We start from the raw sequence: 21,394 nt of genomic DNA on the forward strand, positions 1-21,394 counted from the left end.
GGCGGGAAAGCGTGCCTTGACCCGGCACCACCGTCCGCGTGCTGGCTTCGGATCGGGGTGGCGGGGGAGGGCTGGGTGGGGTGCCGGGTTCGGGCGTCCACGTTCCGTTCGGGTTGATGCCTTCGCTGGCGTAGGAGGTCGCACGCGGGGGTGCCGATAAACCGGGCCGGCACCCCCGCGTCCCCAGGGGGTCAGCCCATGACCTCGTGCAGGCACAGCACGTTGCCTTCGGAGTCGGTGAACCAGGCCGCCCGCTCGTTGCCCAGCTGGGCGATGTGGTCCACCGTCTTAAGGCCCTCCATCTCGAAGTCCTGGAACCGCACGCCGCGGTCCTCCAACGTCTTGACCTCCGCCGGCAGGTTGCCGACCTCGAAGCTCAGGGCCGTGTTCTCGCTCTGCGAGCCCTCCGGCATCGGGCGGAGGCCGATGGCGCCGCCGGCGGCCGCGAAGTAGAGGGTTCCGTCTTCGCCCTTCCCCGTCTGCTTCAGGCCGAGGGCGTCCGCGTAGAAGTGGCCGGCGCGTTCACTGTCGGTCACCGGAAGCATCGTCGTGATGGTCGATTCGGTCAGCATGGATCTCATGGTGCGCCGTCAGCCGCACCGGGTGTGACCTCGACTTTTTCAACGGTCGGAATTGAACGCGCGCAGTGTCCGCATCGCTTCGGCCAGTGCCGGGGCGTCGTCGCCGAGCGGGGTCAGCACGATCCGGCGCAGGATGTCGGCCGCCGCCGCGCGGGCCCGGTTCGCCACGTCCAGGCCGTGGTCGGTCAGCGCCGCGAACGTGACGCGGCGGTCGTCGGGGCTCGGGATGCGGCAGATCAGGTCGGCCGCGACCAGGCGATCCGCCACCTTCGTGAAGCCGCCGCTGGACAGCGCCGCCTCGGTGGCCAAGCGGGTCATCGGCATCCGGTGCTCGGGCGAGCGCACCAGCCGCAGCAGGATGTCGAACGACGCGGGCGCGAGCCCGAAGCGCTCGGCGATCTCGCCCATCAGCGTGTCCTGGGTGGCCAGGTAACCCTCGATGACCAGGCCCCACCAGGTGACGATCTCGTCGTCGTCGGCTTCCACGCACCGCAGTTTACCGCAAAACTTCGCCGGATTATTTCTTCCTGGGAAGATGTCAGCCCGTTTGTACGAACCGTATACCGGACGTCCCTACGATCGGCCGATGACTAACGAGGCACTACAGCGTGCTACCAAACTGCTGGACGCCGTCATCCTCGCCGACGGGCACAACGACCTGCCGTGGGAGCTGCGGCAGCACGGTGGCCCGAACCCGGTCGAGGCGGCCGCGTCCCTCGACCTGACCGTGCGGCAGCCCGCTCTGCACACCGACTTCCCGAAGCTCGCCGACGGCAAGCTCGGCATGCAGTTCTGGTCGGTGTACGTGCCCTGCGAGTTCGAGGGCCACAGTGCCGTGACCGCCGTCCTGGAACAGGTGGAAGTCGTCCACCAGCTGGTCGAGCGCTACCCCGACCGGCTCCGGCTGGTCACCACCGCGGACGAGGCCGAGGCCGCGTTCGCCGACGGCCGGATCGCGTCGCTGCTCGGGGCCGAAGGCGGGCACAGCATCGCCGAGTCGATCGGCGTGCTGCGGAGCCTGCGCCGCCTCGGCGTCCGCTACATGACGCTGACGCACAACTTCAACACCACCTGGGCCGATTCGGGCACCGACGAGCCGGCCCACGGCGGGCTCACCGAGTTCGGCCGCGACGTCGTGCGCGAGATGAACAAGATCGGGATGATGGTCGACCTGTCGCACGTCGCGCCGTCGACGATGCGGGCGGCGATCGAGGTCAGCTCGGTGCCGGTGATCTTCAGCCACTCCTCCTGCATCGCGGTGAACGACCACCCCCGCAACATCCCCGACGACGTCCTGGCCATGCTGCCCGGCAACGGCGGCGTCGCGATGATCACCTTCGTGCCCGCGTTCGTCTCGCCGAAGGTCGCCGCCTGGAACGAACGGCTCGAGGCCGCGATGGCCGAGGCCGGGCTGGAGTACCGGAACCTGGCCTTGCGCGGGAAGTTCATCCGGGAATGGGACGGGCCGACGAAGCCGCTGGCGACCGTGGAGGACGTCGTAGCGCACGTCGAGCACGCCCGCGAGGTCGCCGGCATCGACCACATCGGCCTCGGCGGCGACTACGACGGCGTCGGCTCGCTGCCGGAGGGGCTGGAGGACACGTCCAAGTACCCGGTGTTGTTCGCGGCCCTGCTCGAGCGCGGGTGGAGTGAGGACGACTGCGCGAAACTGGCCGGCCGGAACACGCTCCGCGTCCTGCGGGAGGTCGACGGTTTCGCCCGTTAGGGGGTTTGAGGCAGCGCTCCCCGCACGCCGGACGGACACTGGGCACATGACGCACGCGCGCGGGGGCGCGGCCGACCGCCCCACCGGTCCCACCCACCACGACCTGCCGGGCACCGACGTGCCGGAAGGCGCACTGGAACCCGCCGAGCTGCGGGCCGGCGACGTCCGCCCGGGCGCGGAGGAGGTGACGCCGGTGCGGCCGGCGCCGTCCCGGCCCGCACCCGCGAAGATCAAGCGCACCCGGATCAGCGGCACCTGGGTCGCGGTCATCGCCGGCCTGCTCGTGCTGGTCCTGCTGCTGATCTTCATCCTGCAGAACCTGGACTCGGTGACCGTGCACTTCTTCGGCGGCGAGGGCAGCCTGCCGCTGGCCATCGCCATGCTGTTCTCGGCCATCGGCGGGGCGGCGCTGGTCGCGCTGATCGGCGGCGCCCGGATCCTGCAGCTGCGGAAGCAGGCGCGCCGCCGTTAGACGATGATCGACGTCATCCCGAGCAGGGTGGCGCAAACGTTTTCGTCCCCGGACGTCCGGACGCGGCCGAGGTCCGCCGGGTTGCGGGTGCAGAGCCGCCAGAACGTGTCCAGGTCCGTCGTCACGGTGGCCAGCGGGGTGCGGGACGGCGGGGCGCCGCGGTCCACGGCCCAGCCGTCGCGCTCGCGGCGCGCGTGCCACTTGCCCTGGCCGGTCACCGTGTAGCCGACCTGCTTGCCGACTCGAGCGTCGACGTCCCGCAGGGTGTGCGGCAGCGCCCTCATGAACGTGTCCGCGATCGGCTCGGCGTACTCCGCCTCCAGCGGCGTGTGCTCCAGGGCCTCGCGGATCTGCACGTGGTGGACCCAGAACTCCGAATAGTCGCGGGCCGCGTCCAGCCAGCGCGGCGCGGGCTCGTCACCGGCCCAGCTCACCGGGATGCCGAGGACGTCGAGGTCCAGCTGGGCCCAGTACTCGGTCGTCTGGCCCATGAACTCGTACAGCATGGTGAGCAGGACGTCCGTCGACAGCCGGCGGCACGCGACGACCCACTCCTCGTTGATCCGGTCGATGAACCGGGCGAACGGCTCCCCCGGACGGGGGGTGTCCGCCTGGTGGCCGTCCCGGCCGCGGGACAGCCGGCCGACCTTGTCGCCCAGCAGGTGGGCGGCGACGTCCTTGACCGTCCAGCCCGTGCACATCGTCGACCGCGTCCAGTCTTCGTCGGTGAGGGCGCCGAGCAGCGTCATCAGCGCTTGTTCTTCTTTGGAGAAGTACGGGAGGACGTCGATCGGCGGGCCCCAGCGCGTCGGACTCATGTGGTCATCCAAACACCGTGTTGTTCCGGGGCTTCGCCCCAGGCCGGGGGCTCCGCCACCCGGACCCCCGAGGGATGGGGTCATTCGGCCTACCCGCAGGTAGCATCACTCGCGTAAGCAGAGGGGAGTCCGCCGGTGAACGCAGAGCGACCGAACGGCCGGGGTGCCGCCGACGACGTGGCCGACCTGGCTCGCCGCGCCGGTCAGCTGGCGGGCTGGGCCGCGCGCACCGGCTTCGCGCTCGGCCGCAAGCTGCCCGGGGTCGAGACCGCCGAACGCGGCGTCCGGCAGGTGGAGCGCCAGCTGCTGACCGAGCTGCGCCGCCGGCTCGACGAGGTCGACGACCCGTACCACGCGGCGCTCACCGCGGCGTCGGCGATGAACCGCGCGACGGTTCCCCGCGAAGCCGCCGTCACGCTGGTGCCGGTGCGGGACAACCACGCCGAGCCGCTGCGCGCGGCGATGGCCGAGCTGCTGAACCACTCCATCGGCTTCGGCCGCGAGCGCGCCCGCGAGTACTTCTACGCGATCATCCTGCGCCAGCTGACGCCGGACGAGGCGCGGATCCTGTCCGCGCTGTCCGACGGCTCGCCGTTCCCCGCCGTCGACGTCGTCGAGCGGACCGGCCTCGGCGGCAACGGCCGGGTCGTGCTGCGCAACGCCTCGACGGTCGGCAAAGCGGCCGGGGTGTCGCTGCCCGACCAGGTGCCCGGCTACGTCACCCGGCTGATCGGGCTCGGCCTGGTCGACCTGGACGAAGAGGTGCCGTCGCTGGAGACGCAATACGAGATCCTGCTGACCGACGAGACGGTGCGCGAGGCCGAGAAGCACGTCCGGCGCGCGAAGTTCGTCCGCCGGACGATCCACGTCTCGCGCCTCGGCGCGCAGTTCTGGCAGGCCTGCGACCCGAGCTTGGGTTAGCGGGATGGGGGCCTTCTTCGCCGGCATCGCCGCCGACTTCGCCCAGCACTGGCCCCTCTACGTCTCGATCCCGATCGTCGCGGCGCTGATCGGCTACGGCACCAAGCTGGTCGCGATCCGGATGATGTTCCAGCCGGTGGAGTTCATCGGCGTCAAGCCGTTCCTGGGCTGGCAGGGCATCGTCCCGAAGCGCGCGGCGCGGATGGCGAGCATCGCCTGCGACACGATGACCGAGCAGCTGATCAAGCCGGCCGAGGTGGTCGCGCGGCTGGACGCGTCCCGCATCGCCCAGGAAATCGAGAAACCGCTGCTGGCGGGGGTCGAGGACATCGTCCGCGAGGTGGTGGGCCACTACCAGCCGGGGCTGTGGGAGTCTCTCCCGGTCCGCGTGCAGCGGCTGGTGATCGAGCGCGTCCAGCACGAGTCGCCGCGGATGATCGCGGCCGTGCTCGACCTGATCAAGTCCGATGTGGACAGTGTGTTCGACCTCAAGGGCATGGTGGTCACCAGCCTGGTCAAGGACAAGCGCCTCCTGAACCGGATCTTCCAGGAGGCGGGCGCGCAGGAGTTCAAGTTCATCGCGCGCTCGGGCCTGGTGTTCGGCGGCGCGATCGGCGTCGTCCAGATGGTGGCCTGGGTGCTGTTCAAGTTCCCGCCGATCATGCCGGTGTTCGGCCTGTTCACTGGCTGGTTCACCGACTGGCTGGCACTACGGATGATCTTCTACCCGATCGAGCCCCGCCGGTACTTCGGCGTGCAGTGGCAAGGCCTGTTCCTCAAGCGGCGCGCGGAAGTCGCCGAGGCGTACGGGTCGTTGATCGCGAAAGAGATCATCACCCCGCACAACGTCATCGAGGCGATCTTGCACGGCCCGCTGTCGGACCGGGTGCTGGCGTTGATCCAGCGCCAGCTCGACCGCGAGCTCGGCAGCGTCGCGAAGCCGCTGCTCGTGTTCGCGGTCGGCAGCCGCAAGTACCAGGACATGAAGCTGGCGATCTCGTCCCAGATCATGTCCCGCCTGCCGGAGACGATGCGCTACATCGAGGACTACGCGACGGACGCGATGGACATCCGCAACGTGCTGGTGTCGAAGATGAAGCAGCTGTCGCCGAAGGAGTTCGAGAGACTGCTCCGGCCGGCTTTCGAGCAGGACGAGTGGATCCTGATCGCGACGGGCGCGGTGCTGGGCTTCGCGGTCGGTGAGGCGCAGGTGCTGATCCTGGAGCACCTGGCGGCTTAGGCGAAGTCGTAGGCCCGCCGCGCTTCGGCGACCTTCTCCCGGTGCTTCGCCGCCCACGCCGACAGTGCGTGAAGCGGCTCGTCCAGCTCCGCCGCGTGCGCGGTCATCGTGTACTCGACACGCGGTGGGACCTCCGGGTACACCTTCCGCGTCACCAGGCCGTTGCGCTCCAGCCCGCGCAGGGTCAGCGACAGCATCCGCCGCGACACGCCCGTGAGCGCCTTCTCCAGTTCGCTGAACCGGCGGGGGCCCTGGCCCAGCTGGACCAGGACGCGGATCGCCCACTTGTCGCCCACCAGGTCGAGGACTTCGCGCAGGGAGCACATCTCCGCGGAAGGGATTTCGCCGTTGTCCATCGTCGTGACCTCGTTCGTAACAGACGTGTGCCGTCGTACCAGAAAAGTGCCGTCTTCCTGCGGGAACGCCGACGGTCCACGATCGATTCCGCCCACCACGGAAAGGATCCGGGATGACCAAGACAGTGCGGTTCGCGACCGAAGGCGGACCGGAAGTGCTGGAGCTCGTGGACGTCGACCTCGGGGGACCGGGCCCCGGTGAAGTGCGGCTGCGGGTGGAGGCGATCGGGCTCAACCGGGCCGAGGCGATGTTCCGCGCCGGGACCTACTTCGAACGCCCCGGCGTGTTCCCGGCCCAGCTCGGCTACTCGGCGGCGGGGATCGTCGAAGCCCTCGGCGAGGGCGTCACCGGCTTCGAGGCCGGCGATGCGGTCAGTACGGTCGCGGGCTTTTCGATGCGGGACTACGGCGTCTACGGCGAGGCGGCGATCGTCCCGGCGTCCGCCGTTCTCCGCCGCCCGGACAGGCTCGACGCGGTCGAGACCGTCGCGTTGTGGGGGCCGTTCCTCACCGCCTATGGCGCGCTCGTCGACGAAGGGCACGTGCGTCCCGGCGACTTCGTGCTGATCACCGCCGCGTCGAGCAGTGTCGGGCTCGCCGCGATCGACGTCGCCAACCACATCGGCGCCATCCCGATCGCCGCCACGCGCACCGCGGCCAAGAAAGCCCGCCTCGAAAGGGCCGGTGCCGCCCACGTGATCGTCACCGACGACGAGGACATCGCCGAGCGCACGAGGGAGATCACCGGAGGGAGGGGAGCCGAGTTCGTCTTCGACGCGGTCGCCGGCGAAGGCGTCCGCAAGCTGGCCGCGGCCACCGCGAAGGGCGGGGCGCTCGTCGTCTACGGTGCGCTCGACACGAAGGAAACCCCGTTTCCACTGTGGTTCGTGCCGACCATGCGGCTGTTCAACGCGTTCGACCTCACGCTGGACCCTGATCGCCTGGCCCGCGCGGCGCACTTCGTCCGCGCCGGGGTCCGGGCCGGCACGTTCCGGCCGCGCGTGGACCGCACCTTCGACCTCGGCGGCATCGCCGAAGCGCACCGGTACCTCGAGGCGAACGGCCAGTTCGGCAAGGTGGTGGTCACCGTGGGCCGCTGAGCGGGTGAACAACTCCACCCGAACGGCCGTACCCCCGGACGTATCCCCGGCGTCACTCTTCGCCTCTACTCTGCGTCGGGAAGACGGGAGAACTCCCATGGACGGGACCGCGGAACCGTGGCGGCAGGAAATCCGGCTCGCGCTGACCATGGTCGGCGGGGCCAGCCTGGCCATCTGGATGGGCGGGGTCGCCACCGAGACGTCGCAGCTGCTGCGGGAGTCGCGGAGCGCGGATGGCGGTGGTCTCTACCGGAAACTGCTCGACCTCCTCCGCGCGAGCGTGTCGATCGACGTCCTCACCGGGACCAGTGCCGGCGGGATCAACGCCGCCTGTCTCGGCCTGGCCGAGGCCTTCGGGTCGACGCCGCAGGTGCTGCGGGACACCTGGATCACCACCGGTTCGCTGGAAAACCTGATCCGGGACGCCAAGGAAGCGCAGCCGCGGTCGGTGCTCGACGGGGACCGCGTGCTGCTCGGGGACGTCGAACGGGCGCTGCGGCAGATCACCTCCGAAGGCGCGCCGCCGGTCGACGAGCCCGACATCACCGTGCTGCTCACCGGCACCATGATCGACGGCGAGACCACCCGGTTCGACGACGCGCTCGGGAACCTGGTGCGGGACACCGAACACCGGATGCTCTTCCGGTTCTGCGGTCCACTGTGGACGATCGGGGTGGAGGGGCCGCTCGCGCTGGCGGCCCGCTCCACCGCGTCCTTCCCCGGCGCGTTCGAGCTGTCGCGGATGCCGATCGGCACCGGCGGCACCGACCGGCTGCACCCCGACATGACGCCCTACACCGAACTGACCCGCTCGCACTGGCTGACCGACGGCGGAGTGCTGCTCAACAAGCCCCTGCGGCCCGCGCTGCGCGAGATCTTCGAGCGCCCGTCGCACGCCGACGTGCGGCGGCTGCTGCTCTACGTCGTGCCGACCGGTGAAGGCGTGACCGACGCCGTCGAGTGCGATCCGGCGCACCCGCCGCTGCTGTCCAACGCCATGGCCAAGGTCGTCAACACCGTGATGAGCCAGTCGATCAGCGCCGAGCTGGACGACCTCACCCGGCACAACGACGCCGTGCTCCGCGCGCGGGACACCCGCGTCTCGCTCGCCGCGCTCGGCCTGCGCGGCGGGCCCGAGTGCCTGGTCGACGCGCGGATCGCGGCCGCCTACCTCGAGCGCCGGACCGCCGAGGACGCGGCCGAGCTGGTGCGGGTCGCCGCCCGGCGGTACGCATTGTCCGAAGCCGGCACCTCCGACCGCGACTGGGCGTCCGGGATGTCGCGGCAGCTGCGCGCGATCGCCGTGACCGGGCTGAGCAGCGGCGTCCCCACCGGGCCGCCCGCCGCCGGACTGCAGGTGCCGGAACTGGTCGGCTACCGGACGACCGCGCTCGACGACGCCGTCGCCACCGGCCTCCAGCTGGTCAACGCCGGGTTCCGGCTCCGGCCGAACGCCGCCCGCGCGGCCACGCTCAACGACGCGCGCGCCCAGCTGCACGCGGCGCGCCGGACCGCCGGCCGTGGCGTGCGGCTGGCGCAGTGGGTGGCCGCGCACGCCGCGCCCGGCGCGAGCAGCACCCTCGAGGTGTGGATCCGCGAGCTCGCCGAGGAGTGGGCCGGGCTGGGCCGCTCGGCCGCCGTCGCCGAAGCGTGGCCGAAGGTCGTCGCGGGCCTGCGGGCGGCGGCTCCGACGTTGCGGGCGCTGGCCGACGCCGACCCCGAGAAGTCCGGCACCGTCACGACCCTGCTGAACTGGCTGGCGCTCGGCCCGGACGCCGCGGGCACCGACGAGGTCGTCCAGGCGCGGCTGCTCACCCTCCACGTCGCCACGCGCGGGCTGCTCGCCCAGGCACCGTCGGTCGACCAGCGGGTCGACCTCGTGCAGGTCAGCGCCGATTCGCGGACGCTGCTGGACATGACGCGGCGCCGGTCGTGGGACAAGCTGACCGGGATGCAGGCGAGCTACTTCGGCGCGTTCTACAAGGCGTCCTGGCGGGCCAACGACTGGATGTGGGGCCGCATCGACGGCGCCGGCTGGCTGGTCCAGTGCCTGCTCGACCCGGTCCGCCTCGAAACGCTGCGGGACATCGTCGGGCCCGAGCGGTTCCGCGAGGAGTTCGTCGCCGCGCTGAAGCCCCTCTGGCGCAAGCCGGACGAGCTCGACCGGTGCACGCCGGCCGAAACCGGGCAGCTTCGCGACCAGCTGGCGGCCGAGCTGGCGTTCCTCGGCCTCGACGCCGATCTCGAGCCGGTGGCCGCACCGGACGCCGACCGGCCGATCAGCATGCCGGTGACGGCCATGGTGCTGGCCCGGACGCGGCAGGCCGAAATCGCCGCGGAGGAGCTCCCGGTCGTCACCCTCGCGTCGCGCTACGACGCCGACGACCGCCGGGGCATCGAGAAGGCGCTGGCCGGCGACCTGCCCCGGAGCGATGTCGGCGCCGCGCAGGCCCAGTTCCAGGCCTGCCGCGTCTCGGCGGAGAAGCTCGCCGGGGAGCAGGGCACCGCCCGGCTGACCCGGACGCTCGTCGCGCTCGGCGCCGCCACGGTCAACGCCGGGACGGTCGCGTTCCGGCTGCCCGGCGGCTGGCCGCAGACCGTCGCGGGCATGCTGCGGACGGTCGCCAGGAGCACGGCGAGGGTCTCGCAAGGCGCGTCCCGGCTCGGTACGGCCGGCTCGCTGGTGGCCGGCGTGCTGGCGCTGCTGGCCGGGCTGGTGATCGGCAACAACGGCGGCGCTGTCCTGCAGTGGGTCGGCCTCCCGGTCCTCGCGGGCGCGGCCGTCTACCTGGCGACGGCGCTGCTCACGACGGGCCACAAAGTGCGCTGGCTGTTCACCGCGCTGGGGGCGCTGGTCGTGGCGGCTCTGCTGCTGGCCGCGTTCCTGCCGCCGCTCGCGCGGCCGTTCTTCGGCTGGCTCGGTGACGTCGTGGCCGGCTGGCGCCGCGGCGAGGGCGCGGTGTGGTGGCTGCTCGTCTCCGGGCTGCTGATCCTGCCCGCGGTCGTGACGCCGGTGAGCGCTCTCCTGCGCCGCCTCGGCCATCGCCGTGCCCGCAACCGGGAAGCGAAGGCCGTCGTGCTCGAAGTGGCCCGGCGGCCGTCCCCGAAGACGGTGGAACGCGCTCCGGAGCCGAGTTCGCGCTGAGCGTTTCCGGCCCGTCGCCTTGCGATCATTCCGATTTGGGTTCATCGTGCGGATAGGTCACGGGCTGTGCGTCCGCGCCCCGAGCGCGCGTGTGCCCATGAGCCGGCCGGTTCAAACATGTTTGTGTGACTGCTCACCGGGTACATCGCGTCCCCGCAGGTCATCACGGGGGTCGTGAGCTGCGTCGCTGGCAGGCGGAAAATTCTCTGTTACGTTTCCTGAGTATGTCCGTAACGCACTTGATCGAAAGCCCGACCAAGGCGGACGGCGCGGAGCTGTGGCGAATCGCGCGTGATTCCGCCAAGCTCGATCTCAACTCGCCGTACGCATACATGCTGTGGTGCCGCGATTTCGCCGGGTCTTCGGTGGTCGCGCGTGAGGACGGCAGGGCGGTCGGTTTCGTCATCGCCTACCGCAGGCCGGACGCGCCGGACTCGGCGCTCGTCTGGCAGGTCGCGGTGGACAGTTCGCAGCGGGGGAAGGGCCTGGCCGGGGCCCTGCTCGACGCGCTGTACACGCGCCTGGTCGGCGAGGGGGTGCGTTACCTCGAGACCACCATCACCCCGGACAACGAGGCGTCCATCCGGCTGTTCGCGTCGTTCGCGAAGCGGTGGGACGCCGCAACGGAAACCAGTGTGCTGTTCGACGGCGAGGATTTCCCCGAAGCGGGGCACCTGCCGGAAGAGCTTTACCGCATCGGGCCGCTGACCATACCGACGAATCCGGGCGATTAGGAGCGAAAGAAACACATGAGCATCTTCGAAGAGCTCGAATCCGAAGTACGCAGCTACAGCCGTGGCTGGCCGGTCGTGTTCGACCGCGCGCAGGGCAGCCACTTGTACGACGAAAGCGGGAAGCCCTATCTGGACTTCTTCGCGGGAGCCGGCGCGCTGAACTACGGGCACAACAACCCGCAGCTGAAGCAGGCCCTGATCGACTACATCCAGCGCGACGGCGTCACCCACGCCCTGGACATGTTCACCGTGGCCAAGCGCGACTTCCTGCAGACCTTCCGCGACAAGGTCCTCGACCCGCGCGGGTTCGGCTACAAGGTCGTGTTCCCCGGCCCGGGCGGCGCGAACGCCGTCGAGGCCGCGCTGAAGCTGGCGCGCAAGGTGACCGGCAAGGAAGCGGTCATCAACTTCACGAACGCCTTCCACGGCATGACCCTGGGCGCGCTGTCGGTCACCGGCAACTCGATGAAGCGCGGCGGCGCCGGCGTCCCGCTGGTGCACGCCACCCCGATGCCGTACGACAAGTACTTCGACGGCGCGATGCCGGACTTCCTCTACTTCGAGAAGCTCCTGCAGGACTCCGGCAGCGGGCTCAACGAGCCGGCCGCGGTGATCGTCGAAGGCGTCCAGGGCGAGGGCGGCATCAACGCCGCGCGCCTGGAATGGCTCCGGGGCCTCGACGACCTCTGCAAGCGCCACAACATCCTGCTGATCCTCGACGACGTCCAGATGGGCTGCGGCCGCACCGGCCCGTTCTTCTCCTTCGAGGACGCCGGGATCACGCCGGACATCGTCTGCCTGTCGAAGTCCATCAGCGGCTACGGCATCCCGATGGCGCTGACGCTCATCAAGCCGGAACTCGACGTCTGGGAGCCGGGCGAGCACAACGGCACCTTCCGCGGGATCAGCCCGGCGTTCGTCACCGCCAAGGAAGCGATCGACGTCTACTGGAGCGACGACGCGCTCGAGAAGTCGACCAAGGCCAAGGGCGAGCGCATCGCGGCCGCGTTCTCCGGCATCGTCGAGGCCTACCCGGAAGCGAACCTGCTCGCCAAGGGCCGCGGCCTCGCGCGCGGCATCGAGTTCGCCAGCGGCGACCTGGCCGGCCGGGTCTGCGCGGAAGCGTTCGCCCGCGGCCTGCTGATGGAAACCTCCGGCCCCGACGGCGAAGTCATGAAGCTGCTTCCGCCGTTGACGCTGACCGACGACGAGCTGACGCAGGGCCTGTCGATCATCGACGAGTCCGTCAAGGCCGTCCTGACCAAGTAAGGGAGTTCGCCCGTGCTCGTCCGCACACTCGACGAGATCACCGACACCGACGCCGACATCAAGACCGAGAACTGGCGCAGCAAGCGGATCATCCTCGCCAAGGAGGGCGTCGGCTTCTCGGTGCACGAGACCACGCTGTACGCGGGGACGGTCAACGACTTCTGGTACGCCAACCACATCGAAGCGGTGTTCATCACCTCCGGCGAGGGCGAGATCGAGGATCTGGCCACCGGCAAGGTGTACGAGCTCAAGCCCGGCACGCTCTACCTGCTCAACGACCACGACAAGCACCAGGTCCGGCCGAAGACCGAGATCAAGTGCGTGTGCGTGTTCAACCCGCCGGTGACGGGCCGCGAGGTGCACGACGAGAACGGCGTGTACCCGCTGATCACCGAGTAAGTACCGGAGAGGAAACAGGAGGCGAAGCCCGTGACGCTGACGGACACCCGGGTCGACGACGGTTACCCGACCCGGATCACCGGTACGCCGGCGCACCTGCCGCGCGTGCACCCCACGGTGTGGGGTACCGAAGCCGACGGCCCGATCGACGCCGCCACGCTGGCGAACCACGAGACCAAGGGTTACACCGTGGTCGAGGACATGCTCTCCGTCGGAGAGGTCCAGACGTACTGGCAGGAGCTGGTGCGGCTGTCCTCCGACCGGGAGCTGGCCCGTGACGAGCGCGTGATCACCGAGGCGAAGACCGGTGAGGTCCGGTCGATCTTCGACGTCCACGAGATTTCGGGCCTGATCGCCGAGCTGGTGCGCGACCCGCGCGTGCTGGACCGGGCGCGGCAGCTGCTGGGCTCCGAGGTGTACGTCCACCAGAGCCGCGTCAACTACATGCCCGGCTTCAAGGGCACCGGGTTCTACTGGCACTCGGACTTCGAAACCTGGCACGCGGAGGACGGCATGCCGTCGCCGCGCGCGGTCAGCTGCTCCATCGCGCTGACCGACAACTACCCGTTCAACGGCGGGCTGATGATCATGCCGGGCTCGCACCGGACGTTCGTCCAGTGCGCCGGCGAGACGCCGGAGGCGAACTACAAGAGCTCGCTCAAGGACCAGCGGGTCGGCGTGCCGAGCGAGGACGACATCACCAAGATGGCGGCCGAGCACGGCATCGACCAGTTCACCGGCCAGGCGGGCTCGGCCCTGTGGTTCGACTCGAACATCATGCACGGCTCGGGCAACAACATCACGCCGTACCCGCGCTCGAACATCTTCCTGGTGTTCAACAGCGTGGAGAACGCGCTGCAGGAGCCGTTCGCGGCGAGCACCCCGCGGCCCGCGTTCATCGCCGGCCGCGACTCGACGCCGATCACGCGCTGAGGCTCCTGGCTCCGGCTCTGACGGGGGCCCGGCCGGCGGATTGCGCCGCGCCGGGCCCTTTGCCGTGGGCAGGTCGCGGCGCCGGCCCGCCGAGCTCCCCACGGCAGGCGTGGACCGGCGAAGGCTGAGGCTCGTCCGCCCGATGCCGCGAATGACTCATTCGCGACCTCCCACGTCCCGAATGAGTCATTCGCGACACTGCTGCGCGCGGTCTGGGGAGGCGCGCGGGGCCGTCCCGCAGGCCGGAAGCTTCGCGAAGCGCCCGACCCTGACCCGCCCGTGACTGACTCGGTGCGCCCTGTTACCGTGTCGCCACCGCGCGGGTGTGTGGCCCGTGCAACACGTCTTCGTCGACGGCCGGCGGCGGGTGCTTCGCTCGGGGTGAGCTCACCTGCCCGGTCGCCCTCGGTGGCGGACGGGCGGACCGGCCCCCTGGCGGCCCGGCCGGAAGTTTCAACGGCAGCCCCGCACCACCGGATCGGGACCGGTGGTGCGGGGCTCCGTCATGTCCGCGCCAATCGCAGACGGGCCCGGCCCGGGCCGCGGAATCCGCAGCGTGACGAAACCTCCTGGTCCCGGCCCGGTGGGGCGGTATTCGCCGGCCGGTCATCACGGTAGGTTGACTTTTCCGGCGGGGGCGACGCCGGGGACACCGTGGACCCGGGGAGGTGGGCGCGAGCATGGCCCAGACCCGGCTCCAGCTGCTCGGGCCCGTTCAGCTCTTCCACGGCGACGACCCCGTCCCGATCGGCGGCCCCGGCGTCCGCGGCCTGCTCGCGCTGCTGGCGTTGCGGCCCGGCAAGGTCGTCGGGCTCGACGAGATCATCGACGCCCTGTGGGGCCACGACCCGCCGGCGACCGCCCGCACCATCGTCCACGGCAACGTTTCGCACCTGCGGCGGATCCTGCGCGACCTCGACGGCCCGCGCATCCTCACCACCCCGCCGGGCTACCGGCTCGACATCGAACCCGACCGGATCGACGTCCACCGGGCGCGCACGCTGCTGGACCGCGCGTCGGTGGCCACGCCGGAGGTCGCCGCCGCGCTGCTGGCCGAGGCCCTCGCGCTGTGGCAGGGCCCGGCGCTGGGCGGGGTGCCCGACTCCCTCGAGGCGCCCGAGCTGGAGGACCTCCGCCTCGCCGTGCACGGCGCCCGCGTCGACGCCGACCTCGAACTCGGCCGGCACGCGGAGCTGATCGTCGAGCTCAGCCCGATCGTCCGGGCCGATCCCCTGGCCGAGCGGACGGCGGGCCAGCTGATGCGGGCGCTGTACCACGCGGGCCGCCGCGGGGACGCGCTCGAGCTGTACCGGACCGTCTCCCGCGCGACGCTGCGCACCCTCGGCGTCGAGCCCGGTGCCGAACTGCGGTGGCTGCACGAGCGCGTCCTCAACGACGACCTCCCGGCGCGGGACGTCGTCGCCCCGGCCGCCGGTGCGGAGCCGGCGAAAGCGATTTCGCAGCTGCCCGCGGCGGTGCCCAGCCTGGCCGGGCGCACCGAGGAGCTGGCTTGGCTCGACGGCCTGGTCACCCGGGCCGAGGCCGGGCAGACGACGATCGCCGTGGTCAGCGGCACCGCCGGGGTCGGGAAGAGCACGCTCGTCGTGTGGTGGGCGCACCGGGTCGCGCCGCGGTTCCCGGACGGCGTCCTGTTCGCGTCGCTGCGCGGCTTCGACCCGCACCACCCGCCGCTGGAACCGGCCGAGCTGCTCACCCAGTTCCTGCTCGGCCTCGGCGTCGAAACCGCGAAGATCCCGGAGCTGCTGCACGAACGCGTCGCGCTCTACCGGTCGCTGATCGCCGGACGGCGGATGCTGGTGCTGCTCGACGACGCCCGCACGGCCGAGCAGGTGCGGCCGCTGCTGCCGCCGAGCGCGCGGACGATGACGGTGGTGACCAGCCGCTCGCGCCTGGACGGGCTCGCGGTGTCGAACGCGGCCAGGCAGCGCGTGCTCGGCACGCTCGCGCCCGACGACGCCGTGGCGCTCATCGAGGAGCTGGCCGGCCCGGCGAGCCTCAACCACGCGCTCGCGCGGCTCTGCGGCTACCTCCCGCTGGCCCTGCGGATCGCGGGCGCGCGGCTCTCGGCGAGCGCTCAGCGGACCGCGGAGGAACTCGTCGACGAGCTCGGCAACGAACGCACCAGGCTCGCTGGGCTGCAGGTCGACGGCGCCGACGACAGCGTCCGCGCGGCGTTCGACGTCTCCTTCCGCGGGCTGCCCGGCGAAGTCGCCGAGACGTTCCTGCAGCTGGGCGCGATCCCCGGCGTGCTCGTCGGGCCGCACGTGATGGCCGCGGTCGCGCAGATCCCGGTGGCCGAGGCCCGGCGCCGGCTGCGCGCGCTGGCCGCGCACAACCTCATCACCGAGACCGAGCGCGACGTCTTCGTGCCGCACGACCTCGTCTGGCTCTACCTGCGCGAACTCGCGGAGAAGGAACTCGGTGACAAGGAGCGCGACGAGGCGCTCGGCTGGACGGTCCGCTACTACCAGGCGGTGGCCGACCGGGCGCGGCGCCGGCTCGGCCGGGTCGCCGACCCGCTCGACTTCTCCGGGGTGCTCGCCGACGACGCGATGCCGCCGCTGCCCGGCTCCGCCGAGGCCCACGACTGGTTCGCCGCAGAGTGGCCGAACGTCCTGGCCGTCCTCGACGCCGCGGCTGCCGCGGGCCGCCACGACGACGTCTGGCGCCTCGCCCGCCTGACGCACACCTACTGGGTCACCTGCCCGCTGCTGGACGAGTGGACCCGGACGGCCGACCTCGGGGTCGCCGCCGCCGAAGCCGCGGGCGACGTCGAGGGGCAGTGCTGGCTACGGCTCGCGCGGTGCGAGATCGCGCTGACCTTCGAACTGCCGGGGTTCGGGCTCGCCGACGCCGAGCGGGCGGCGCAGCTGGCCGCCGACTCGGCCGACCGGCGGCTGCGGACGTCGGTGGACCTGCACCTCGGGCGCGCCCTGAGCCGCCTCGGCGAACACGACAAGGCGATCGAGCGGCTGGCCACGGCCGTCGCGAACGCGCCGGACGTCACCCTGCGCGGGCCGGCGCTCAGCAGCTGCGCGCAGGCCGAGAAGCGGGCGGGCCGGCTGGCCGATGCGATCGCCCACCAGCGCGCCGGCCTGTGGATCGACCGCGAACTGGGGGACGACGACCAGGTCGTCGTCTCCCTCGACAAGCTGGCCGAGCTGAACCTGCGGGCCGGGGACCACGAGGCCGCCGAGCGGTACGCCTGGGAGGCGATCGACCTGGCGATCAGCCGCGAGTTCGTCGCGCGCGAAGGGGCGCTGCGGCTGACGCTGGGCCGGGTGCTGCGGGCCCGCGGCGACATCGACGGCGCGCGGGAACAACTGGCGTTGTCGGTGCGCATTTACGAGCGCGTGCACCCGAAGCTCGTCGGTGAGGTCCGCACCGAACTCGCCGATCTGCAGTGAACCGCATTCCGACAGTTTCGCTCTGCCGGAATTTCGTTGCGAATGGGTCACGACCCCGCCCGCACGCTCAATCCTTAGTGGATTCTTAGTGGGCGCGGGCGGTGTCCGCGTAGGTTCGGCGGTGCCGGCAGAGCCCTAGGGGAGGGGCAGGCGGAGACGCCGGTGCCAGGCCCCGCGCGGGAAACTCCGCGTGGGACCCGGAGCCGCCAGGAGCGGCTCGTGGCGGCCCGGCCGGCCGACTTGGGGGTAGGCCGGCCGGTCGCCAGGCGGGTTGCCGCGCCCGGTCAGCCGACGTTCGCCGTGCAGAGCGCGATCGTCGCCCCGCTGTTTTCCGCGACCTTCTTGCCGTCGACGAGAATGGCGCACTTGATTTCGTTGCTGACCGTCGCATTGCGGGTGTCCGCGGTGAGCGTCAGCAGGTACGAGCCATTGTTGTAGGACGCTTGCCCCTGCCACGCGTCGGTGCTGGCCGGCGCGTTTTCGGTGCGCTGGTCGTTGAGGCTGCCGTAGCGCACGGTCGCGCCGCCGGCGGAGGTGACCTGGAACGTCACGGCGTGCTTGTCGGTGGCCACCGCGGGCAGGTGCAGCCCGCTCTCGCCGCCGCTGAAGAAGGTCGAGTACAGCAGCATCCCGGCCGCGGTGAGCAGCGCGGCGGCCGTGACGACGGTGGCACCGATCGCCACCCCGCGGTCACCCACGGTGCCCTTCTTGGCCTGGACCAGCCCGGCCACGGCCAGGACCAGCCCGATCCCGCCCAGCGGCCACGCGACGAACTCGAGATCCGGGACGAACGTGACGGCCAGGGCGGCCACGCCGAGCAGCAGGCCGACGATCGCCAGGATGTTCCGTGCGGGCTTCGCATTGGCTTGACGACGCTCCGTGGCCGTCACCGGCGGCGCGGGCCGTCCGTGGCGCGCGGCAGCCTGCGGGTACTGCGGGTCGGTCATCATGCGAACCCCTTCGGGTGGGAGTGCGACGACGTTAACCCATAAGTGTGGCCCAGAACGAAATTGTTACATTCTGGAAAAAGTCATTGTCCCACCATTTGGGGTCAGGTATCGATATTTCCTGACATCGCGGGCATGACGTGGCCCGATGATCAATGGCAAGAATATCGGAGCTCCCACGGTTTTCGTGGCCGTTCGGCCCACGACGACCGTCGTTACCAGCGTTCAAGACGAAGGTTGCACAACGGACATTTCAGTCGAAAAGGCTTACTTCCGGGGTGATTTCGAGGAGTTCGAAAACGGGCCGGCCGCGGCGTCCGTCGATCGTCGTCGTGCGCACGACGCGCAACCGGGCGGTCACCGGCCGGTCGAGGTTCTCCTTGATCTGGTCGAGCAGGTCCGGCGCCACCGCGCCCTGGATCGTGCCGCCCGACTCGCGGTCGAGGTAGAAGATCCGGCGTCGCGTGCGGACCCCGTCGAGCCGGCCGCGGACCGTCTCGTAGCCGACCTCCTCGCGCGACTCGCGGAGGCTGCCCTGCAGGATCCGCGCCTGCTCGGTGGTCATGCTGCGGGTGACCTGCTCGCCCGCGGTCGGGGTCAGCGCCATCCCGATGCCGGCGTTCTTCGCGACGGCGTTGACGATGTCGCTCACCGCGTTGCGGACGGTGTCCCGCTGGAGCAGCACGGCGTCGAGCGCGCCGTCGTCCGAGCCGTTCGCCGGCAGGAAGTCGCAGAGCTCCTTGACCGCGCGCTCGGACAGCGTCTCGATGCCGTCGACGATCAGGGCGTCGTCGGCCAGCGGCTCCGGGAAGCCGAAGAAGATCGCGTTGCCCGCCTGGCCGCGCTGGATCAGCGGCGCCTTGTCCCGGTCGGTCTGCTGGACCTGGGTGACCTCGCCGGACGGGTTGCGGATGATGTGCCCGATCTTCGCCGTCGCGTCCTGCAGGGCGCGGCTGATGTCGGAGAAGGTGTAGGCGTCGATGGTCTGCTCGCCGATCACCGAGACGTGCAGCAGCGGGGAGCGGGACGTCCGCTCGAACTTGGCGTTGGCCGCCATCGCCGAGGCGCGGGCCAGGTCGTCGAGCCACGTGCCGCCGGGGATCTCGTCGGCGATGCGCCGGAACTCGTTCCTCACCAGATCATCTCCGGATAACCCCTGCCGCCTTCGGCCCAGACCTCGGCCCACACGTCTTCGTCGCCGGGGCGGCACAGGAAGCCGTCCAGCATGCCGCCGACCGGCTGCACCTGGTCGAGGTACATCGCCGGCTGCCCGACGATCACGCCGCGGAGCGTGAGCAGGCCGTAGAGCGCGGACCGGCCGGCGTCGTCGAGCCGCTTGAGCGCGCCCCACTCGTCCGGGATGAGGACGACGTCGAGGCCGCGCGGCGGGTGCGCGGTCCGGGTGATCAGCTCGCCGCCGATCCAGGCGCGGCCGGACGGGATGATCCGCCGGGCGACGCCGAGGTAGCTGTTGAGCGCGCTGAACAGGATCTCACGCTCGTTCTGGTGCGGGGCGTCGAACACCAGGCGTTCGTAGACGTCGGCGAGGTCACCCGCGTGCCGGCCCGGCGGCAGGACCTGCTGCGCCGTCCAATGGGGGAGCGCCACGCCACCCCCTCCTCAGCCCTCGCTCACAGTGCGTAGCCGAACTTACCAGGATGGGTGTCAGCCACCGCGCCCAGGCTGCTGCGGCCACTGCGGGGCCTCTTCGGACTCCGGCCAGGCGGGCTCTTCTTCGGTCGGCCAGTCCTCGGCCTGCGCGCCGCGCTGAGGGGGCAGGGGAAGGTGGCCCTCGCGGTGGCCGACGGGATCCTGTTCGTCGTCGTCGGGCGCACCGGCCCGGCGATCGGGCGGGTGCTGCGCCCAGGCGGCGGGGATGAACTGGGTCTGCTCGGTCGAGAGCGGGGGCGGGGGTTCGTACGCCGGTTCTGCTTCGGGTACTTCTTCGCGTGCGGGCTGGGGGCTGTGGGTGGTGGTGCGCAGGACGAGCCACGAGGTCAGCGCGCCCAGGGCGAAGGCGACGATCAGCCACAGCCAGATCTGCCCGAACAGCCAGAACATCAGCTCACCCCTCAAACGACCGTGATCTCGACACGCCGGTCTTCTTCGCCGCCGGTGGCCGGCCGGGTGTCGCCCAGCCCCCGGTAGGTCACGCGGTTGGTGGTCAGGCCGTTGGTGGTGAGGATCCGCGCGACGGCCCGGGCGCGGTCCCGCGAGAGCTTGAGGGCGGCGCTTTCCCCGCCGGGGCCGCGGGCGACGTGCCCGGTGACGCGGTACCGGAACCCGGCGGGCGCCTTGGCGAGGGCGATGGCGATGCTTCGCGCGGCCTGCTCGCCCTCCGGGGTGAGTTTCGCGGTGTCGGGCTGGAAGGCGATCGGGGCTTCGGTGAGCATCCGATCGATCTCGGCCTGGACGCCGGCCTTGTCGGTGGGCGGCGGAGCGGTGGTGCTGGTGGTCGGTGGCGGGCTCGTCGTCGTGGTGGTCGCCGGCGTGGTTGCGGTGGTGGTGCTGGGGGCCACGGGGGTGACGTCGCCGTTGACCTTGGCGGCCCGGACGCCGTCGACGCTCTGCACGATCTCGAGGGCCCGCAGCGCTTGCCCCGGCGGGAACCCGCTGAGCGTGGCATCCCGGCCGTCGAACCGGACATCCCCGGTCGGCAGACCGGCTTGGAAGAGGGCGGCTTGGGAGCGGGCGGTGAGGTCGCGTTCGATGCCGCCGGACCGAGTCCAGGTGGCGACCCCCGCGAGCAGCGCTGTGACCAGCACCGCAACCGGGACCACGAGGATCCAGCGCCGACGCATAAAGGGACTGTAAGCCGGGTGCGGCGGCTTGGCGACCTGAATCCGGGTGGTCATCCACAAGTTGTCCCCAGGCAAGTCGACATGTGGACAACTCGAGGCTTTGTGTTCGGTTGGGCACTTTCTGTCGGAGGGCGGCGGTAGGCTGGAGACGGGTGGTTCCCCCTGGGAGGGTGGGCCAGGTCCGGGGGTGTTTTGGGGCGGTTTCGGGCGGGCTGCGGTGTCGCGAATGACTCATTCGGGACGTCGGAGGTCTCGAATGAGTCATTCGGGACGTTCGAGGGCGCCCGGGTCAGCGGGGCTCTGCCAGCCCCAGCCCAGCCCCAGCCGATGCCGGGTTGGGCTCCGGCGGAGGCGGTCGGTGCTTTGTGGTGGGAGCGGGTCTGCTGGCTGGTCTTCGCCGGGACCGTGGCTGGGGGCGACAGGCTCGGTGCCCACCACCCCGAAGCTCGATTGTCACTACGGCCGGTGGTACCGGGTCAAGGCGGCCTTCGGGTTGAGGATCGCCTGGCGGCGGGCGAGCTGCC

At 71.1% G+C, this 21,394-nt stretch carries 20 protein-coding genes; 11 read left to right on the top strand and 9 right to left on the bottom strand.

What is annotated here, in order from left to right:
• Nucleotides 1–191: 191 nt before the first annotated feature.
• Nucleotides 192–572, bottom strand: coding sequence for a VOC family protein (locus ACWDN5_RS39010; RefSeq protein WP_449679819.1), 381 nt, complete (start codon nt 570–572; stop codon nt 192–194).
• 48 nt (nt 573–620) lie between these two features.
• A complete protein-coding gene (locus ACWDN5_RS39015; protein ID WP_449679820.1) occupies nt 621–1,067 on the bottom strand; it encodes a MarR family winged helix-turn-helix transcriptional regulator in 447 nt (148 codons plus the stop codon).
• Between the two features lie 100 nt (nt 1,068–1,167).
• Here ACWDN5_RS39015 and ACWDN5_RS39020 point away from each other — a divergent pair, with 100 nt between their 5' ends.
• Together ACWDN5_RS39020 and ACWDN5_RS39025 are read left to right on the top strand one after the other, a co-directional pair.
• Nucleotides 1,168–2,307: a dipeptidase gene (locus tag ACWDN5_RS39020; RefSeq protein WP_310968828.1), complete on the top strand. Its 1,140-nt coding sequence runs from the start codon at nt 1,168–1,170 to the stop codon at nt 2,305–2,307.
• 46 nt (nt 2,308–2,353) lie between these two features.
• A complete protein-coding gene (locus ACWDN5_RS39025; protein ID WP_310968827.1) occupies nt 2,354–2,779 on the top strand; it encodes a LapA family protein in 426 nt (141 codons plus the stop codon).
• Here ACWDN5_RS39025 and ACWDN5_RS39030 read toward each other — a convergent pair.
• Nucleotides 2,776–3,597, bottom strand: coding sequence for a maleylpyruvate isomerase family mycothiol-dependent enzyme (locus ACWDN5_RS39030; protein WP_449679821.1), 822 nt, complete (start codon nt 3,595–3,597; stop codon nt 2,776–2,778). The two genes, ACWDN5_RS39025 and ACWDN5_RS39030, sit on opposite strands and share 4 nt — an antisense overlap.
• A gap of 135 nt (nt 3,598–3,732) precedes the next feature.
• Between ACWDN5_RS39030 and ACWDN5_RS39035 the strand changes: the two genes are divergently transcribed.
• Nucleotides 3,733–4,518 carry an Abi-alpha family protein gene (locus tag ACWDN5_RS39035; RefSeq protein WP_310968825.1) on the top strand — a complete coding sequence of 262 codons (786 nt, stop codon included), beginning with the start codon at nt 3,733–3,735 and terminating at the stop codon, nt 4,516–4,518.
• Between the two features lie 4 nt (nt 4,519–4,522).
• Nucleotides 4,523–5,758, top strand: a complete 1,236-nt coding sequence (locus tag ACWDN5_RS39040; RefSeq protein ID WP_449679822.1) for a DUF445 domain-containing protein — start codon at nt 4,523–4,525, stop codon at nt 5,756–5,758.
• Here the strand turns inward: ACWDN5_RS39040 and ACWDN5_RS39045 are convergent.
• Complete coding sequence (locus ACWDN5_RS39045; protein ID WP_449679823.1) at nt 5,755–6,114, bottom strand: winged helix-turn-helix transcriptional regulator; 360 nt, start codon at nt 6,112–6,114, stop codon at nt 5,755–5,757. The genes ACWDN5_RS39040 and ACWDN5_RS39045 overlap by 4 nt on opposite strands.
• A 113-nt stretch (nt 6,115–6,227) precedes the next feature.
• On the opposite strand from ACWDN5_RS39045, the gene ACWDN5_RS39050 reads away from it, so the two are divergent.
• The 7 genes from ACWDN5_RS39050 to ACWDN5_RS39080 all read left to right on the top strand — a co-directional run bounded on the left by ACWDN5_RS39050 (nt 6,228) and on the right by ACWDN5_RS39080 (nt 17,122).
• Nucleotides 6,228–7,214 carry a zinc-dependent alcohol dehydrogenase family protein gene (locus tag ACWDN5_RS39050; protein WP_449679824.1) on the top strand — a complete coding sequence of 329 codons (987 nt, stop codon included), beginning with the start codon at nt 6,228–6,230 and terminating at the stop codon, nt 7,212–7,214.
• A gap of 97 nt (nt 7,215–7,311) precedes the next feature.
• On the top strand, nt 7,312–10,359 hold the full coding sequence (locus ACWDN5_RS39055) for a patatin-like protein (RefSeq protein ID WP_449679825.1): 3,048 nt from the start codon (nt 7,312–7,314) through the stop codon (nt 10,357–10,359).
• 179 nt (nt 10,360–10,538) lie between these two features.
• Nucleotides 10,539–11,093 (top strand): diaminobutyrate acetyltransferase, encoded by a 555-nt coding sequence (ectA, locus tag ACWDN5_RS39060; protein ID WP_396136887.1) that lies wholly within the window; start codon nt 10,539–10,541, stop codon nt 11,091–11,093.
• 15 nt (nt 11,094–11,108) lie between these two features.
• Nucleotides 11,109–12,362, top strand: a complete 1,254-nt coding sequence (gene ectB, locus ACWDN5_RS39065; RefSeq protein WP_310968819.1) for a diaminobutyrate--2-oxoglutarate transaminase — start codon at nt 11,109–11,111, stop codon at nt 12,360–12,362.
• Between the two features lie 12 nt (nt 12,363–12,374).
• Nucleotides 12,375–12,761, top strand: a complete 387-nt coding sequence (locus ACWDN5_RS39070; RefSeq protein WP_310968817.1) for an ectoine synthase — start codon at nt 12,375–12,377, stop codon at nt 12,759–12,761.
• 30 nt (nt 12,762–12,791) lie between these two features.
• Nucleotides 12,792–13,694, top strand: coding sequence for an ectoine hydroxylase (thpD, locus tag ACWDN5_RS39075; RefSeq protein ID WP_310968816.1), 903 nt, complete (start codon nt 12,792–12,794; stop codon nt 13,692–13,694).
• Nucleotides 13,695–14,374: 680 nt separating this feature from the next.
• Nucleotides 14,375–17,122 (top strand): AfsR/SARP family transcriptional regulator, encoded by a 2,748-nt coding sequence (locus tag ACWDN5_RS39080; protein ID WP_310968814.1) that lies wholly within the window; start codon nt 14,375–14,377, stop codon nt 17,120–17,122.
• A gap of 284 nt (nt 17,123–17,406) precedes the next feature.
• Here the strand turns inward: ACWDN5_RS39080 and ACWDN5_RS39085 are convergent, their stop codons facing one another.
• The 5 genes from ACWDN5_RS39085 to ACWDN5_RS39105 all read right to left on the bottom strand — a co-directional run bounded on the left by ACWDN5_RS39085 (nt 17,407) and on the right by ACWDN5_RS39105 (nt 20,870).
• Nucleotides 17,407–18,072: a DUF4190 domain-containing protein gene (locus tag ACWDN5_RS39085; RefSeq protein WP_310968813.1), complete on the bottom strand. Its 666-nt coding sequence runs from the start codon at nt 18,070–18,072 to the stop codon at nt 17,407–17,409.
• A gap of 250 nt (nt 18,073–18,322) precedes the next feature.
• A complete protein-coding gene (locus ACWDN5_RS39090; RefSeq protein ID WP_086852001.1) occupies nt 18,323–19,204 on the bottom strand; it encodes a hypothetical protein in 882 nt (293 codons plus the stop codon).
• Entirely contained in the window at nt 19,201–19,677 is a 477-nt protein-coding gene (locus ACWDN5_RS39095; RefSeq protein WP_310968811.1) for a DUF6932 family protein, read from the bottom strand. Before ACWDN5_RS39095 ends, ACWDN5_RS39090 begins: the two co-directional genes overlap by 4 nt.
• Before the next feature lie 57 nt (nt 19,678–19,734).
• A complete protein-coding gene (locus ACWDN5_RS39100; RefSeq protein ID WP_310968809.1) occupies nt 19,735–20,130 on the bottom strand; it encodes a hypothetical protein in 396 nt (131 codons plus the stop codon).
• Nucleotides 20,131–20,141: 11 nt separating this feature from the next.
• Nucleotides 20,142–20,870, bottom strand: coding sequence for an OmpA family protein (locus ACWDN5_RS39105; RefSeq protein WP_449679826.1), 729 nt, complete (start codon nt 20,868–20,870; stop codon nt 20,142–20,144).
• Between the last annotated feature and the right edge of the window lie 524 nt (nt 20,871–21,394).

The sequence above is a fragment of the Amycolatopsis sp. NPDC003731 genome (assembly GCF_053586895.1).